Genomic DNA, 14,366 nt, shown 5'->3' on the forward strand with positions numbered 1-14,366 from the left:
AAGAGCCCGAATCGCCCGCGTTCGGAAGGTCCAGCATCTCCAGGCGGTGGGCGCTGCGGCGGTTGCCGAGGGTAAGCTCGTCCAGCTCGAGGGCAACGCATCGCGCCTGCAGGGGCTGCGCGACAGCCTGTCGGGGCAGGCGGGCGTTACCAGCGGCGCCGCGCTTGGCCATTCGCGCGAGCTGGCGATGCGGCTCGACGATGTCCGCCACGGGCTCAATCGCGCGATCGGGTCGGCCAGGGAGGTGGTCGAGCTACGCTCGCAGGAGCGGATCGGCGCGCACATCGCGCGCGAAAGCGCCGAGCGGCTCCAGGTCCGCGCCGTCGCCAACATGCACAAGATGATCGAGGAACGGATGGCCGCAGCCTTCCGCCCCCGTCGCAAGGAAGCCGAGAATGACTGATATCGCCCTCGCCGCCTCGCCCATCCTCGCCACCACGAGCGTCACCGCTGCGACGCCCGCCGCCGCCACGCCGGGTGCTGCCGTCGGCGCACCCGCGACGGGCGACGCCGCGGTCGATCCCTTCGCCGCCTTGCTCGCCTCGCTGACGCCCGCCACCGATGCCGATAGCGCGACGCCCGCGCCCGCGACGCCGCCGACGCCGATCGCGGTCGCGCTGCCGACCGTGATCGTAGCGCCGAAGCCTGCCCTTCCCACGACCGCGACCGAGGAACCCATTCTCGCCGAGCCCGAGCGGGACGACACGGGCGACGCGCCCACCGATGACGACAAGGGCGACGCGACCAAAAGCGAGGACCCGCAGCTCGCGATGATGCTCGCGCTGGCCCCGCCCCCGCCGGCGCCGATCGCGATGCCCGTCGCGATAGTCTCGCCCGTTACGATCACGACCAAGCCCGCTGCCACTCCGGTCACGGCCGCCGCCGCAATCGCGCTGATCGCCGCCTCTCCCGCAACTACCTCCGCCGCGAAGGCAGCGGACGGTGCCAGCGCTCCAATCGCGGGCTCGCAGACTGCCGACGCCAGCTCGGCCGAGCCCACCGGCGAAGCCGAGGCCACCGTCGAATCGCTGCCCGCCACTCCCCGCCCCTCGCGCTTTGCAAGCCTCGCGGCGCGCTTGCTTGGCGGTACCGTGCCTACCGCCGCGGGCGCAGAGTCGGTCGCGCTGCCGCCACAGGGGCCGGCTCCGGCCGAGGCTCTCGACGCCGCGGCCCAGCCCGTGCTCGCCGACCAGCCGAAGCCCGTCGCCGCCCGTCCCGGCGTCCCGGACCAGGTGGCCGTCAACCAGCCGACCGCGCAGATCGCGCCCGCCTCGGCGGTCGCACCGCGGGTCGCCGATCTCGAGCGCCCGAAGGAGAAGCAGGCCACGCTCGATACGGTAGCGCCGCTCTTCACCGCACAGCCCGCGCCGAACGCGACCGCACCGGCCGATCCAGGATCCGCCACGGCCACTCTCGCGACCGCGCAGGCGCCCGACGCCGCCGTCACCCGCGAGCTTTCGGTTGCGCGTGACGGACAGTGGCTCGACACGCTCGCCCGCGACATCGCCGCGACCGCGGGCAAGGATGGGCAGCTGAGCTTCCGGCTCGACCCGCACCATCTCGGCAGCCTGACCGTCCACATCAATCACTCGGCCGAAGGCGCCTCAGTTCGCCTCAGCGCCGACACCGAAGCGGGCCGCGCGATGCTAGCCGACGCGCAGCCGCGACTCGCCGCCGAAGCGCGCGCGCAGGGTCTGACATTGCGCGAGACGAGCGTCGATCTCGGCGGTTCGGGCGCAGGCCAATCGGGTCAGCAGGGCGCGGCTTCAACTTTTGCGAGCCTCGCCCAGGAACAATCGCAGCGCCAGTCCGGGCGTGATCAGACATTTATTAACCTTGTTCCCGCAGAAGCGGATGAGCCGGTGCGCACGTCCCAGACGGACGCCCGATCCGATCTTTACGCGTAGGGAATCCGTTTATGAGCGACGCGGCTGAGCCGAAGCCCAAGAAGAAGGGCGGTCTGGTCAAGAAGCTGGTGATGTTCGGCGTGCTGCCGCTCGTCCTCATCGGCGGCGGTGCCGGCGCGGGCCTGTGGGCCGCCGGCAAGACCGGTGGCAGCGCGCACGAGAAGAAAGAGGATCCGAATCGCCCGAAGCTGATGCTGAAGAGCGAGGACGGCCACTCCGCGGGCGCCGAGGGCGGTCACGGCGAAGGCGGCGGCGAGAAGAGCAACATCTCCGGCGGCGGCGGCGTGCCCGATACGGGCCCCGAGCCTGCCAATCCCGATCCGTCGCAATATCAGGCGACCTTTTATTCGATGGATGCGCCCTTCACGTCGAACCTGGCGGATACGGACGGCTTCCTTCAGGTCGGCATCGGCGTCTCCACCTTCTACGACATGAAGGTCATCGACAATCTCAAGGCGGCGGACATGCCGGTGCGCTCGGCGGTGCTGCAGGTCCTCGCGCAGCAGAGCGCCGAGGCGCTCAACACGCCGCAGGGCAAGGCCGATCTGCGCAAGCAGCTGCGCGATGCGATCAACAAGACGCTCAAGGAAAATGAAGGCTTCGGCGGCGTCGGCGACGTCTTCTTCACAAGCTTCATCATCCAATGAGCGGATCGGGGGGCGACCAGTTCGGCGACGAGGACGTTCTGAGCGACGGCTTCGAGGAGGCGATCGCGCAGGCGACGCGGCCCGGACCCGAGGTGCTGACCTTCGCGCTCGGCAGCGACAGTTTCCGCCCGGCCGAGCGCCTCAGCGGGCTCGAGCGAATGGGCGAGAAGATCGCGCGCTCGCTGCGTACCGTGATCGAGCCCTTCGTCCAGGTCCGCACGCAGGTCGCCGCGGTGCCGCTCACGACGCGCTCGTTCGACGAGTGGCTGGAGGCGCAGCCCAATCTGATCAGCCTCAGCCACTATCGGCTCCAACCGATGAAGGGTGGGATGCTGATCGCGATCCCGGCCGATTTCGTCGCGGCCCTGATCGAGCGCTTCTATGGCGGAACGGCCGGCCCGACCGCGGCCAGCGCCAAGCGCCTCGAATTTTCCGCGAGCGAAGACTTGCTGCTCGCCCGTCTGCTGGAGAAGGTCTCGGGCCTGATGGTCGAGGCATGGCGCGACGTGATCCCGGTCGAGGCGACGCTCGCGCAGCGCGAGACGAGCCGCTTCCACATCCGCTTCATCCGTCCCGACGATCAGGTCGTCGTCCAGAATTTCACGATCACGCCCGCCGAAGGCCAGCCCGCGACGATCACCGTCCTCTATCCGCTCGCAATGCTGCGCCCGATCGAGGAGCAGATGTCGAAGCGCGTCCATGACGATGCGCCCTCGGGCAACACGGCCTGGAGATCGATGCTCGCCGCCTCGCTCGCCGAGGTGCAGATGCCGGTGCGCAGTATCCTCGCCCGGCCCGAAATCTCGCTCGCGCAATTGATGACGCTGAAGCCGGGGGACGTGATCCCGATCCAGATCCTGCCGCGCACGCCCTTGCTGATCGCCTCGCGCACCGTCGCCGAAGGCCAGATCGGCGAACAGGACGGGCGCGCCGCCATGCTGATTGAAAGAGTGGGTTGAGTCGATGAGCGATATGATGGAAGCCCCGATGATGAGCGCCGAAACGGGCCTGTCGGGCCGCAACTACCGGCTTCTGGCCGACATTCCGCTCCGCCTGTCGGTCGAGGTCGGCTCGACGAGCCTGAAGCTCGCCGAACTGATGGACCTGGCCGAGGGCTCGGTGGTCGAGCTGGATCGCGCCGCCAACGAGCTGCTCGACATCCTCGTCAACGGCACGCTCGTCGCGCGCGGCGAGGTGGTGACTGTCGGTGGCAAGTTCGGCATAAGGGTCGTCGATGTCGTCGCCGCAGAGGCACGACTGGGGGGGCTCGAACGCCGCAAATGATGTTGGATTACCTGGCCCGGCTCCTGCTGCTGGTGCCGCTGGTCGGCGGTCTCGCCTTCCTTTCGCTGTGGCTCTACCGCCGCTTTCAGCCGGGTATGGCGTTCGGCCAGCGCGAACGCGCGATCCGCGTCGTCGATGCGATGCCGATGGGGCCGATGAGCCGGCTCGCGGTCGTCGAATTTGCCGGCAAGCGCTATCTGCTCGCGGTCTCGCGCGGCCGCGTCGACAAGATCGCCGAGACCGACGCACCCACCTTCGTGGTGCCGGATGGCGAATAGGTCGGTCTCCCGCTTCCTTTTCCCCGTTCGAGCTGAGCCTGTCGAAGCACGTGCTCCGGGCGCGGCGCCGGCTGCCCGTCCTTCGACTTCGCTCAGGACGAACGGCTGGAAGGTCATCGCCCTCCTCTCCGTCCTCCTGCTCGCCTTGCTCCTTGCGCACCCCGTCTTCGCGCAGGCCGCGCCCGCAATAACCCCGCCCGCCGCGCCCAACCCCGCCGGCGGCATCGACCGCGCGATGCGGACGATCGGCGGCACGGGCCAGCCGCTCTCGCTGTCGCTGCAGATCCTGCTGCTGATGAGCCTGCTGACGGTGCTTCCGTCGCTGGTGCTGATGATGACGAGCTTCACGCGCATCATCATCGTCCTCTCGATCCTGCGCCAGGCGCTCGGCCTCCAGCAGACGCCGCCCAATCAGGTGCTCGTCGGCCTCGCGCTGTTCCTCTCGCTGTTCGTGATGCGCCCCGCGGTCGACCAGATCACGCAGACCGCCTACCGCCCGTATGGCGCGGGCCAGATCCCGATCGAGGAGGCGATCAGCCGCTCGGCCAACGTGCTGCACGGCTTCATGATCAAGCAGACGCGCCAGACGGACCTGAAGCTCTTCACCGACATGGCGGCAGGGACGGATCGGCGCGGCGGCGCGGCGGCGGGTCCGCTCAAATTCGCGCGGCCCGAGGATGTGCCCTTCACGATCCTGCTGCCCTCGTTCGTCACCTCCGAGCTCAAGACCGCTTTTCAGATCGGCTTCCTGATCTTCCTGCCTTTCCTCATCATCGATCTCGTCGTCGCTTCGACGCTCATGGCGCTCGGCATGATGATGCTGAGCCCGTCGATCATCTCGATGCCGTTCAAGCTGTTGCTGTTCGTGCTCGTCGATGGCTGGGCGCTGACGATGGGCAGCCTCGCGGCGAGCTTCCAGACGTGAGCTGCGCCGGCCGGCTCCCCTCCCTGGAAGGAAGGGGCTGGGAGTGGGTCGGCCGACAGGCCGGCGCAAGCGTCGAAAGGCGCGTCCCGCAGGACGGCAACCCACCCCCTCCCCCTCCCTTCCAGGGAGGGGAGTGAGACGTGGAACCAGCATCCCCCGATTATTTCATTGGCGTGGCCCAGCAGGCGCTCTGGATTCTCGCGCTCGCCTCGTCGCCGATCCTGATCCCGGCGCTCGCCGCGGGCCTGATCCTCGGCATGATCCAGGCGGCGACCTCGATCAACGAGCAGACGCTGTCGTTCGTGCCCAAGCTGATCGTCGTCGGCATCGCGCTAGCCTTGTTCGGCGGCGCGATCCTCTATCTGATCGCGGACTTCACACGCGACATCTTCGCGCGCATCCCCGATCTCGTCCGCTAGGCCGGGGCGCATGTTTCCGGCCGGCTTCGAACATGTCGAGGATCAGCTCTGGCTCTGGCTGGTCGCGATGATCCGGCCGGGTGCGGCCTTCTTCGCAGCCCCCATCTTCGGCATGGCTTCGGTCCCCGTCCAGCTTCGCCTCGTCGTCAGCCTCGCGGTCGGAATGGCGGGGCTGTCGGCGGTCCCCTTCCAGCTGCCGCCGGACGGCGTGACCTCGGTCGCGGGCGTCGTGCTGGTATTGGGCGAGATATTGGCGGGGCTCGCGCTTGGTTTCGCCGTGCAGATCGGCTTCTCCTCGGCCATGCTGGCGGGCGAGACGATCGGCAATACGATGGGGCTCGGCTTCGCGCAGATGATGAACCCGATGTCGGGCGCGTCCACGCCCGCGCTCGCGCAATTCCTGTCGATCATCGCGACCTTCCTGTTTCTCTCGATCGGCGGGCATCTCAGCCTCGCGACGATCATCGTCGACAGTTACCGCGCGCTGCCCGTCGGATCGGCGATGCCGGCCGCGGCGAGCCTGCGCGGGCTCGTGATGTTCGGCGGCGATCTCTTCGCGGCGGGGCTCGCGATCGCGCTCCCGGTCGGCTTCGCGCTGATCCTCGTTCAGATCGTGATGGGAATGCTGTCGCGCTCGGCGCCGGCGATGAATCTGTTCGCGGTCGGCCTGCCCGCGACCCTGCTCGCCGGCCTCGTCCTGATGGCGATCGCCTCGCCGAGCATGGGCGACGGGATCATCGCCTCGATCAATGCGGGACTGGGCGAGGCAAGGAAGATCGCGGCGGGGCGCTAGCTTGATATCCGTTCGAAACGAACGATGAGGTCGCGGGCGAAAGCACAAAAAAGGGAGCGGCCCGAAGACCGCTCCCTTCCTTGTTCACAAACCGGACCGATCAGGCGTCGATGGTCGCGGTCTCGCCCTTCGGCTTGCGCGGCGCGCGGGGTCGACGCACCCGGGGTGCCTCCTCGCCGCCGGCCTCGCCGTCCGCCGCGACCGGAGCCGGGGTGGTGGAGAAGCCCGCCGGCAGCCGATCGATCTCGATCCGCTCGGACACTTCGTTCGCACTCTCGTCGCGCGCAACATACGCGTTGCCGCCGTTGGGCGCGCGCTGGGCTTCACCATTGGGACGCTCGCGGCGCGGGCGGCGTTCGCCGCGCGGCTGGTTGTCGCTCCGCGGCTGGGCATCGACCCGCGGCTGGCCTTCGTCGGCCTGCACGAACTCGGCGCTCTGAACAGGCTGCTCGGCACGATCCTGCCGCTCGTAGCGACGCGGCGCCTGCTGCTGGCGAGGACGCTCGTCCTGCTGCTGCCGTGGCCGCTCGTCCTGCTGGCGGGGACGCTCGTCCTCGCCGTCCCAGCCATTCTGGTTCTGGCCGTTGGCCTCGAAGCCGTTCTGGCCCTCCTGCTCGTCGTCGGCGTCCTGGCCGAACTCGTCGCGGAAATCGTCGCGGCGCGCGGGCGTCGGGCGCGGCTCATCGAAGCGGCTGCGGCTCTCGCTCAGCACGCGGAAATAATGGTCCGCAAACTGGAGATAATATTCGGTGTTGACGCGATCGCCCTGCATCTGCGCGTCGCGCGCCAGGCTCTTATATTTCTCGAGGAGCTGGGCGGCGTTGCCGCGCGCGCGGTTGTCGATCCGGTTACCGCGATCCTGGCTGCCGGGCTGACCGTTGCGCGCCTGCTGACCGCCACGGCCGCGACGACGGCCGTTCTGACGATTATTTATCAACTTCGCCTGATCCTTCAGTCACTGGTGCTCCGCACCCACTCCCATTCCGGGCCCTTCCCGGAAGATCGGAACCGGGCATCCCGCCCGATATGTCGCCCCATTTCCAGGCCGGCGGCGCGAATGAGGCGCAGCACGGGCACTCACATTGCCGAGACGCCGCAAGACGGCCGAGCCTGGAGGTTTGGGGTTGAGGTGAGCGGCGCTTCTGCAGCCGGCTCGCCTATGTCCTGAACTCACATGTAGTGCGTCGCAGCGCGTCTGCCAAGGGGAATAAGGGTTAACGCGCGGTAAGATTTGGCGGTTCGTCGCAGTCTTTCGTCGCCGTCACCGCGTGACGACCAGACAACGATCGCGCCCGGCCAGATCGCGGCGGAGTTCGACCGCGAAACCCTGCGCGCGAAACAGCGCCGCTGCGGCCTCACCCTGCGCCGCGCCGATCTCGATCGCGGCCATCCCGCCGGGCGCGAAAGCGAGCAGGGGAGCGATCGCGCGATAGTCGTCGAGCCCGTCCGCGCCGGCCCACAAGGCGCTGCCCGGTTCATGATCGACGACGCCCGGCGGGAGGCTTTCGCCGGTGCCGATATAGGGTGGGTTGCACAGGACCAGATCGGCCGCCGCATCGCCGCGCCAGCCGCCTTCGACGAAGCAGGCGCGATCGGCGAAACCCAGCGCCTCGGCATTGGCCCGCGCCACGGCGAGCGCGGCCGGCGAGATGTCGATGCCGGTCCCCGTCGAGCCCGGCCATTGGGCGAGCGCGGCGAGCAGCAGCGCGCCCGAGCCCGTTCCCAGATCGAGGATATGAGTTGGAGGCGCGCGGCCGGCGAAATGATCGATCGCGGCCTCGATCAGCGTCTCGCTGTCGGGCCGCGGGATCAGCACGGCGGGCGTGACCGTCAGGCTGATCGTCCAGAAATCCTGCCGGCCGATGATGTAAGCGATCGGCTCGTTGGCAATGCGGCGCGCAACGAAGCCGGCGAAGGCCTCGGGGGCGGGCCGATCACGGTCGCCGAGCAGCAGAGCCTCGCGCTTTATGCCCAAGGCCCGCGCCATCAGCAGTTCGGCATCGAGCCGCGCGGTGAGCGTGACCGCGGCGAGACGAGCGGCAGCGTCGCGCAGCGCTGCGTCGATCGTCACTTGCCGCCCTGCGCCTGGCGCGCAGCGCGCTGGCGGCGCTTCCAGTCGCCCCAGTCGTTATAGTCGCGCTTGGCGCAGCCGAAGGCACCGCCCGCGCCGACCGCGCTGCACGATCCGGTGCCCGTGTCGCCGACGCCGTCGAGCGCCTCCTCGGTCGTCTTCAGCTTGGGATCGGTCTCGGCGAAGCGCGGATCGAGCTTGGGCAGGCGATAGGATTCGGCGATGCCGCGATCGCGCGAGCAGATCACGATCTCGTCGCCCTTGGATTCGGGGCAGGCACGGATCGCGTCGATCACCTTCTGGCGGATCTCCGCCGTCGCCGCGGCGACCGGCTCGGCCGGCGGATCGGCGGCGGCCAGAGCGAGGATCAGCAGGAGCGGCATGGCCTCATTCCGAGAGCAGAGCGAGCCGCTCGGCCTCGTCCTCCGAGATCAGGGCCGAGACCAGTTCCTCCAGCCCGCCGCCCTCGAGGATCTCGGGCAAACGATGCAGCGTCAGGTTGATGCGGTGATCGGTCACGCGGCCCTGCGGGAAATTGTAGGTGCGGATACGTTCGCTGCGATCGCCTGAACCCACCATGGATTTGCGCGCGCCCGAGCGCTCGTTCGCCAGCCGCGCGCGCTCCGCCTCGTACAAACGCGAGCGCAGCACCTTCATCGCTTTCTCTTTGTTCTTGTGCTGCGATTTCTCGTCCTGCTGGATCACGACCGTGCCCGTAGGGATATGGACGATGCGCACCGCCGAATCGGTGGTGTTGACCGATTGGCCGCCCGGGCCGGACGAGCGATAGACATCGATCCGCAGATCCTTGTCTGCGATCTGGACGTCGACCTCCTCGGCCTCGGGCAGGACCGCCACGGTCGCCGCGCTCGTGTGGATACGCCCGCCGCTCTCGGTGACGGGGACGCGCTGAACGCGGTGGACGCCGCTTTCGAACTTCAGCTTGGCGAACACGCCCGCGCCGGTGATCGAGGCGATGACTTCCTTGAAGCCGCCCATTTCGGCGGCGGAGGCGGACATCATCTCGACGCGCCAGCCGCGATCGTCGGCATAACGCTGGTACATGCGGAACAGGTCGCCCGCGAAGAGCGCGGCCTCGTCCCCGCCGGTGCCCGCGCGGATTTCGAGGATCGCCGAGCGCTCGTCGGCGGCATCCTTGGGGAGGAGCGAGAGCGCGAGCCTGCGCTCGGCAACGACGAGCTTGTCGCGCAGATCGGCCAGTTCCTCGCCGGCCATCGATTTCAGCTCGGGATCGGCCTCCTCGTCCTCGATCATGTAGGAGAGCGAGGCGAGCTCCTGCCGGTAGCGGCGGACCTCGGTCGCGGCCTGCGCGACCGGCTCTAGCTCGGCATAATCCTTGGAGAGCTTCACGAACTGATCGGCGGCGAGATCGCCGCGCGACATCTGCGCGGACAATTCGTCGCGGCGCGCCTCGATCTGGCGGATGCGCTCGAGGGGGATCGTGGTCATAGGGCAGGCAACGGGACCACCGTATCGAGCTGATTTGCTGTCGGTTTCAAAGGATCTTCAGTATCGATGATCTTGGCGCTCAGAGCATCAACGATAGTGTAGACTGCTTGATCTCCGCCTTCGTGATCGTGATTGGCTCGGATCGATATTCCGAAATTTCGGCTACCGTCTGGGTGCGATCTAGGCCCCGTAACCACCACCCTGCTACGCGATTGAGATTTCGCGGCCAGCTCGAAGCGCCGCTTGATATTGCCCTTGAACGCGATCTCCGCGCTGACCCCTTTCGCTCGTAGCGCCGCAACGATGGTAGAGGCGTTCTCTTCAGCAGCAGAGGATTCCGGTATGACGGTTGCGAAGGGGCGATCTGCCTCCGGTGCATCAATCAGCATCGCTAGCCGCTCGATCCCCGCCGCCCAGCCGACCGCGGGCGTGTGCGCGCCGCCAAGCGTCTCGATCAGCCCATCATAGCGGCCGCCGCCGAGGACGGTGCCTTGCGCGCCAAGACGATCGGTGACGAATTCGAAGGCGGTGTGGCGGTAATAGTCGAGGCCGCGCACGAGCCGGGCGTTGCGCGTCCACTGGACGCCGGCGGCGTCGAGCCCCTTCGTCACCGCCTCGAAGAAAGCGCCCGCCTCGCTCGACATATAGGCGTCGATTTCGGGCGCGGCGTCGGCGATCGGGCGGTCGCGGGGGTCCTTGCTGTCGAGAATGCGCAGCGGATTCTTGGCCAAGCGCGCGACGCTCTCCTCCGACAGCGCATCCTTGGCGCCCTCAAAATGCGCGACGAGCGCCTCGCGCCACGCATCGCGCGTCGCCGAATCGCCCAAAGTGTTGAGCTGGAGCGTCACGCCATCCGCGACGCCCAGCTCGTTCAGAAGCTGATCGGCGAAAGCGAGCAGTTCGACGTCGGCGGCAGGCTCGGCCGCGCCGATCACCTCGGCATCAAGCTGGTGGAACTGGCGGAAGCGGCCTTTCTGTGGGCGCTCGTAGCGAAACAATGCCCCGTGCGTGCCGACCTTCAACGGCGCATATTGCTGCCAACCCTCGGTCAGATAGGCCCGGGCGATGCCCGCGGTGAATTCGGGGCGGAGCGTCAGGCTATCGCCCCCGCGATCCTCGAACGAATACATCTCCTTGGAGACGACGTCGGTCGTCTCGCCGAGACTGCGCGAGAAGACCGCGGTCGCCTCGAACACGGGCACCTCGACGCGGCCGAAGCCGTAGAGCCGGCGGACGCGCTCGAACGTCTCGACGACCTTCGTGAAGCGCTGCGCCTCTTCGCCGAGCATGCTTTGGGTGCCGCGCACGGCCTTGGGTGTTTCGATCTTCGCCATAGACGCGCGGCCTCTAGTGGATTGGCCCGGCATCGTCACCTCTCACGGCGCGGCGCCAGAAGCCCTCTTGCCCCTGTTGCGTCGCACCATTACCAACCCGCGCCATGAACATCGATCTCATCCCCACGGGCGCGAACCCGCCGCACGAACTCAACGTCGTCATCGAGGTGCCGACCGGCGGCGAGCCGGTGAAGTACGAGTTCGATAAGAAATCCGGCGCCTTGTTCGTCGATCGCATCCTGCACACGCCGATGCGCTATCCGGCCAATTACGGCTTCGTACCGCACACGCTTTCGCCGGACGGCGATCCGCTCGACGCGCTCGTCATCTCGCGCACGCCCTTCATCCCGGGCTGCGTCGTGCGCGCGCGGCCGATCGCGGTGCTGAAGCTGGAGGACGAGGCCGGCGGCGACGAGAAGCTCGTCTGCGTGCCGACCGATTCGACCTTCCCTTATTATCACGACGTGCTGGAAAAGGGCGATCTGCCCGAGATCGTGATGCAGCAGATCGAGCACTTCTTCACCCATTACAAGGATTTGGAAAAGAAGAAGTGGGTCCGGATCGGCATGTGGGGTGACACGGCCGAGGCCAAGGAGATCATCCTCGAGGCGATCGAGGCGGCCGAGCGCAAGAAGGCCGAGACCGGCACCGACGCGGGCGCCAAGCAGCTCTAAACCGACCGTTTGCCCTGAGCTTGTCGAAGGGCCGTCCTTCTCCGATACCTCCGCAGAGGGAGAAGGACGGTGCTTCGACAGGCTCAGCACGAACGGAAATGGGGTTGGTCGGCGGCGATTGCCGCGCTGCTCCTCTCCGGGTCCGGTAGCGCCGCCGTCCCGCCGCCCGGCCCCGCCGAACAGGCCGCGACCGAGGCACTCGCTCGGATCGCGCGGAGCAATCCCCGCCTGAAGGCCGTCCTCGCGATCAATCCGCACGCGCCGGCGCAGGCGCGCGCGCTGGATCGGCAGCGCATGGCGCGCGGGGCCCTGTTCGGCCGTCCGATCCTGATCAAGGACAATATCGAGACGCAGGACCAGCCGACGACGGCAGGCAGCCTCGCGCTCATCGCTAACGATACGAAGCGCGACGCGCCGATCGTGACCGGGCTGCGCGCGGCGGGAGCGGTCATTCTTGGCAAGACCAATCTCAGCGAATGGGCCAATATCCGTTCGACCGCCTCGGTCTCGGGCTGGAGCGCGGTCGGCGGACAGACCGTCAACGCGCATGATCCGGCGCGGACGCCGAGCGGCTCCTCGGCCGGGAGCGGCGCCGCGGTCGCGGCCGGGCTCGTCGATCTCGCGATCGGCACCGAGACGGACGGATCGATCACCGGCCCGGCCGCGGTCAACGGCGTCGTCGGGCTCAAGCCCACGGTCGGGCTCGTCAGCCGGACGTATGTCGTTCCGATCAGCCACAGCCAGGATACGCCCGGGCCGATGACGCGCACGGTGCGCGACGCGGCACTGGTGCTCGCGGCGATCGCCGGGCGCGATCCCGCCGATCCCGCGACGGCGCAGGCCGACGCGCACCGCGCCGATTATGCTGCGGCGCTGAGGCCGGATGCGCTGAAGGGCGTCCGCATCGGCGTGATGCGCTTCGATACCGGCCTGTCGGCAGGGACCGACATCGTCTTCGAGGCAGCGCTGGCGGTGTTGCGCGCGCAGGGCGCGGTTCTCGTCGACATCAAGGAGAGCAGGTTCGATCCCACGATCGGCGCGGACGAGCATGTGGTGCTCATGACCGAACTGAAAGCCGACCTGAACGGCTATCTCGCCGGCGCCGCGCCCAAGGTAACCGCGCGGACTTTGGCGGATCTAATCGCGTTCAACATCGCCAATGCCGATCGCGAGATGCCGCTGTTCGGACAGGAAAGCTTCCTCGAAGCCGAGAAGACCAAGGGCCTAGACGATCCGGCCTATCTCGCCGCGCGCGACCGGGCGAAGCGCCATGCCGGGCCGGAGGGAATCGATCGGCTGCTCCACGAATATGACGTCGCTGCGCTCGTCGGCCCGACGCGCAATCCGGCGTCGCTGATCGATTCTGTAAACGGCGACAGCAGCCGGCGCGGGCCGGGAGCCGGCAGCATCGCCGCGGTCGCCGGCTATCCGCACCTGACCGTGCCGATGGGCGACGTGAAAGGATTGCCGGTAGGGCTGAGCTTCATCGGCACCGCATGGAGCGAGGCCAACCTACTCGGCTTCGGCGCCGCGTACGAATCGGCGCGGGGGGCGCTCGACCCGACTCGCTAGCGCCGGAAAACAGGCCAAATCGGCCGGTTAATCACGGTTACCAACTCTTAACCTTCCTAAACGAAAATAGAGGCGAGCCATTCGGAGCCTCGCTGACCCGTGTCGATCACCCGCCTTCCCTCCAGTATCGAGAGCGCACGCGATGACGTGCGGTCTGCGATCGGCGCGGCGGCGCAGCGGACAGGCGTGGATTTCTCGTATTTGCTGGCGCAGGCCAAGAGCGAGAGCGGGCTCAATCCGGGCGCGAAGGCGTCGGGATCGTCGGCGACGGGTCTCTACCAGTTCCTCGATCAGAGCTGGCTCGGCATCGTCAAGAAGCACGGCACCGAGCATGGCTATGGCTGGGCGGCGGACGCGATCAGCGCCAAGGCAGGCGGCGGCTTCACGGTCGCGCCGCAATATCGCCAGGCGGTGATGGCGCTGCGCGAGCAGGCCGGCCCCGCTTCGATGATGGCGGCGTCCTATGCGAGCGACAATGCGCAGAGCCTCGGCCGATCGATCGGCCGCGAGGCGAACAGCACCGATCTCTACATGTGCCATTTCCTCGGCCTCGGCGGCGCGACGCGCTTCCTGCAGGCGTGCAACGCCGCGCCCAATGCGAGCGCGGCCTCGGTCTTCCCGCGCGAGGCGCAATCGAACCGCGGCATCTTCTACGAGCGCGACGGATCGCCGCGCAGCCTTTCCGAAGTCTATTCGCTGATGGGCAGCAAGCTCGCCAAGAACGGCGCGGATACGGATGGCGACGCGCTCTCCGGCGCGTCCGATTTCTCGGTGCAGGCGGGCGATCTCGTCAGCGCACCGCCTTCCACCGGGATCAACGGCTTCCGTCTCGCGGTAGACGATACGGTCGCGACCGACGCCACGGCGACGGGCGAAGTCTCGCAGACCCTGGCCGCGCTGGAGCAGGGCCGGATGAACGTGCTGCGCCCGACCCCGGCGCAGGCGCGGCTGGCCTATCTCATGCTGTCCATGCCGACGGTGTGAGGGCCGCC

At 68.0% G+C, this 14,366-nt stretch carries 17 protein-coding genes; 12 read left to right on the top strand and 5 right to left on the bottom strand.

Going from position 1 to position 14,366, the window contains the following annotated elements; translation table 11 throughout:
- The first annotated feature begins 46 nt into the window (after positions 1-46).
- From Q4F19_RS19310 to fliR, 9 genes are all read left to right on the top strand, one after another.
- Positions 47-403 (top strand): hypothetical protein, encoded by a 357-nt coding sequence (locus Q4F19_RS19310; RefSeq protein ID WP_303546167.1) that lies wholly within the window; start codon positions 47-49, stop codon positions 401-403.
- Positions 396-1,907, top strand: coding sequence for a flagellar hook-length control protein FliK (locus tag Q4F19_RS19315; RefSeq protein WP_303546170.1), 1,512 nt, complete (start codon positions 396-398; stop codon positions 1,905-1,907). The genes Q4F19_RS19310 and Q4F19_RS19315 overlap by 8 nt, the downstream gene beginning before the upstream one ends.
- 11 nt (positions 1,908-1,918) lie before the next feature.
- Positions 1,919-2,554: a flagellar basal body-associated FliL family protein gene (locus tag Q4F19_RS19320; RefSeq protein ID WP_303546173.1), complete on the top strand. Its 636-nt coding sequence runs from the start codon at positions 1,919-1,921 to the stop codon at positions 2,552-2,554.
- On the top strand, positions 2,551-3,513 hold the full coding sequence (locus tag Q4F19_RS19325) for a flagellar motor switch protein FliM (protein ID WP_303546174.1): 963 nt from the start codon (positions 2,551-2,553) through the stop codon (positions 3,511-3,513). The genes Q4F19_RS19320 and Q4F19_RS19325 overlap by 4 nt, the downstream gene beginning before the upstream one ends.
- 4 nt (positions 3,514-3,517) lie before the next feature.
- Positions 3,518-3,838, top strand: a complete 321-nt coding sequence (gene fliN, locus Q4F19_RS19330) for a flagellar motor switch protein FliN (protein WP_303546176.1) — start codon at positions 3,518-3,520, stop codon at positions 3,836-3,838.
- Positions 3,835-4,116 (top strand): FliO/MopB family protein, encoded by a 282-nt coding sequence (locus tag Q4F19_RS19335; RefSeq protein WP_303546178.1) that lies wholly within the window; start codon positions 3,835-3,837, stop codon positions 4,114-4,116. The genes fliN and Q4F19_RS19335 overlap by 4 nt, the downstream gene beginning before the upstream one ends.
- Positions 4,106-5,041 (top strand): flagellar type III secretion system pore protein FliP, encoded by a 936-nt coding sequence (gene fliP / locus Q4F19_RS19340; RefSeq protein WP_431312432.1) that lies wholly within the window; start codon positions 4,106-4,108, stop codon positions 5,039-5,041. Before Q4F19_RS19335 ends, fliP begins: the two co-directional genes overlap by 11 nt.
- Before the next feature lie 140 nt (positions 5,042-5,181).
- Entirely contained in the window at positions 5,182-5,460 is a 279-nt protein-coding gene (fliQ, locus tag Q4F19_RS19345) for a flagellar biosynthesis protein FliQ (protein WP_303546180.1), read from the top strand.
- Between the two features lie 10 nt (positions 5,461-5,470).
- Positions 5,471-6,253 (top strand): flagellar biosynthetic protein FliR, encoded by a 783-nt coding sequence (gene fliR, locus Q4F19_RS19350; protein ID WP_303546182.1) that lies wholly within the window; start codon positions 5,471-5,473, stop codon positions 6,251-6,253.
- Positions 6,254-6,353: 100 nt separating this feature from the next.
- On the opposite strand, the gene Q4F19_RS19355 is transcribed toward fliR, so the two are convergent.
- From Q4F19_RS19355 to hisS, 5 genes are all read right to left on the bottom strand, one after another.
- Complete coding sequence (locus Q4F19_RS19355) at positions 6,354-7,190, bottom strand: DUF4167 domain-containing protein (RefSeq protein WP_303546184.1); 837 nt, start codon at positions 7,188-7,190, stop codon at positions 6,354-6,356.
- A gap of 324 nt (positions 7,191-7,514) precedes the next feature.
- The gene (gene prmC, locus Q4F19_RS19360) at positions 7,515-8,324 is read right to left on the bottom strand and encodes a peptide chain release factor N(5)-glutamine methyltransferase (RefSeq protein WP_303546186.1); all 810 of its coding nucleotides are present in this window, start codon (positions 8,322-8,324) and stop codon (positions 7,515-7,517) included.
- The gene (locus Q4F19_RS19365) at positions 8,321-8,707 is read right to left on the bottom strand and encodes a hypothetical protein (RefSeq protein WP_303546188.1); all 387 of its coding nucleotides are present in this window, start codon (positions 8,705-8,707) and stop codon (positions 8,321-8,323) included. The genes prmC and Q4F19_RS19365 overlap by 4 nt, the downstream gene beginning before the upstream one ends.
- Before the next feature lie 4 nt (positions 8,708-8,711).
- On the bottom strand, positions 8,712-9,794 hold the full coding sequence (gene prfA, locus Q4F19_RS19370; protein WP_303546190.1) for a peptide chain release factor 1: 1,083 nt from the start codon (positions 9,792-9,794) through the stop codon (positions 8,712-8,714).
- Complete coding sequence (hisS, locus tag Q4F19_RS19375) at positions 9,791-11,128, bottom strand: histidine--tRNA ligase (RefSeq protein WP_303546192.1); 1,338 nt, start codon at positions 11,126-11,128, stop codon at positions 9,791-9,793. Before hisS ends, prfA begins: the two co-directional genes overlap by 4 nt.
- A 104-nt stretch (positions 11,129-11,232) precedes the next feature.
- Here hisS and ppa point away from each other — a divergent pair, with 104 nt between their 5' ends.
- The 3 genes from ppa to Q4F19_RS19390 all read left to right on the top strand — a co-directional run bounded on the left by ppa (position 11,233) and on the right by Q4F19_RS19390 (position 14,358).
- Entirely contained in the window at positions 11,233-11,802 is a 570-nt protein-coding gene (gene ppa / locus Q4F19_RS19380) for an inorganic diphosphatase (RefSeq protein WP_303546194.1), read from the top strand.
- Between the two features lie 69 nt (positions 11,803-11,871).
- A complete protein-coding gene (locus Q4F19_RS19385) occupies positions 11,872-13,374 on the top strand; it encodes an amidase (protein WP_303546196.1) in 1,503 nt (500 codons plus the stop codon).
- Between the two features lie 147 nt (positions 13,375-13,521).
- Positions 13,522-14,358 (top strand): transglycosylase SLT domain-containing protein, encoded by an 837-nt coding sequence (locus tag Q4F19_RS19390; RefSeq protein WP_303546198.1) that lies wholly within the window; start codon positions 13,522-13,524, stop codon positions 14,356-14,358.
- Positions 14,359-14,366: the final 8 nt, after the last annotated feature.

The organism is Sphingomonas natans (genome assembly GCF_030546695.1).
Taxonomy (GTDB): Bacteria; Pseudomonadota; Alphaproteobacteria; order Sphingomonadales; family Sphingomonadaceae; genus Sphingomonas_I; species Sphingomonas_I natans.

What these genes read in the sequence shown, in the direction of transcription:
- Q4F19_RS19315 (WP_303546170.1), top strand. Translation starts at nt 396, where the DNA reads ATGACTGATATCGCCCTCGCCGCCTCGCCCATCCTCGCCACCACGAGC.
- Q4F19_RS19320 (WP_303546173.1), top strand. Translation starts at nt 1,919, where the DNA reads ATGAGCGACGCGGCTGAGCCGAAGCCCAAGAAGAAGGGCGGTCTGGTC.
- Q4F19_RS19325 (WP_303546174.1), top strand. Translation starts at nt 2,551, where the DNA reads ATGAGCGGATCGGGGGGCGACCAGTTCGGCGACGAGGACGTTCTGAGC.
- fliN (WP_303546176.1), top strand. Translation starts at nt 3,518, where the DNA reads ATGAGCGATATGATGGAAGCCCCGATGATGAGCGCCGAAACGGGCCTG.
- Q4F19_RS19335 (WP_303546178.1), top strand. Translation starts at nt 3,835, where the DNA reads ATGATGTTGGATTACCTGGCCCGGCTCCTGCTGCTGGTGCCGCTGGTC.
- fliP (WP_431312432.1), top strand. Translation starts at nt 4,106, where the DNA reads ATGGCGAATAGGTCGGTCTCCCGCTTCCTTTTCCCCGTTCGAGCTGAG.
- fliR (WP_303546182.1), top strand. Translation starts at nt 5,471, where the DNA reads ATGTTTCCGGCCGGCTTCGAACATGTCGAGGATCAGCTCTGGCTCTGG.
- Q4F19_RS19365 (WP_303546188.1), bottom strand. Translation starts at nt 8,707, where the DNA reads ATGCCGCTCCTGCTGATCCTCGCTCTGGCCGCCGCCGATCCGCCGGCC.
- prfA (WP_303546190.1), bottom strand. Translation starts at nt 9,794, where the DNA reads ATGACCACGATCCCCCTCGAGCGCATCCGCCAGATCGAGGCGCGCCGC.
- hisS (WP_303546192.1), bottom strand. Translation starts at nt 11,128, where the DNA reads ATGGCGAAGATCGAAACACCCAAGGCCGTGCGCGGCACCCAAAGCATG.
- ppa (WP_303546194.1), top strand. Translation starts at nt 11,233, where the DNA reads ATGAACATCGATCTCATCCCCACGGGCGCGAACCCGCCGCACGAACTC.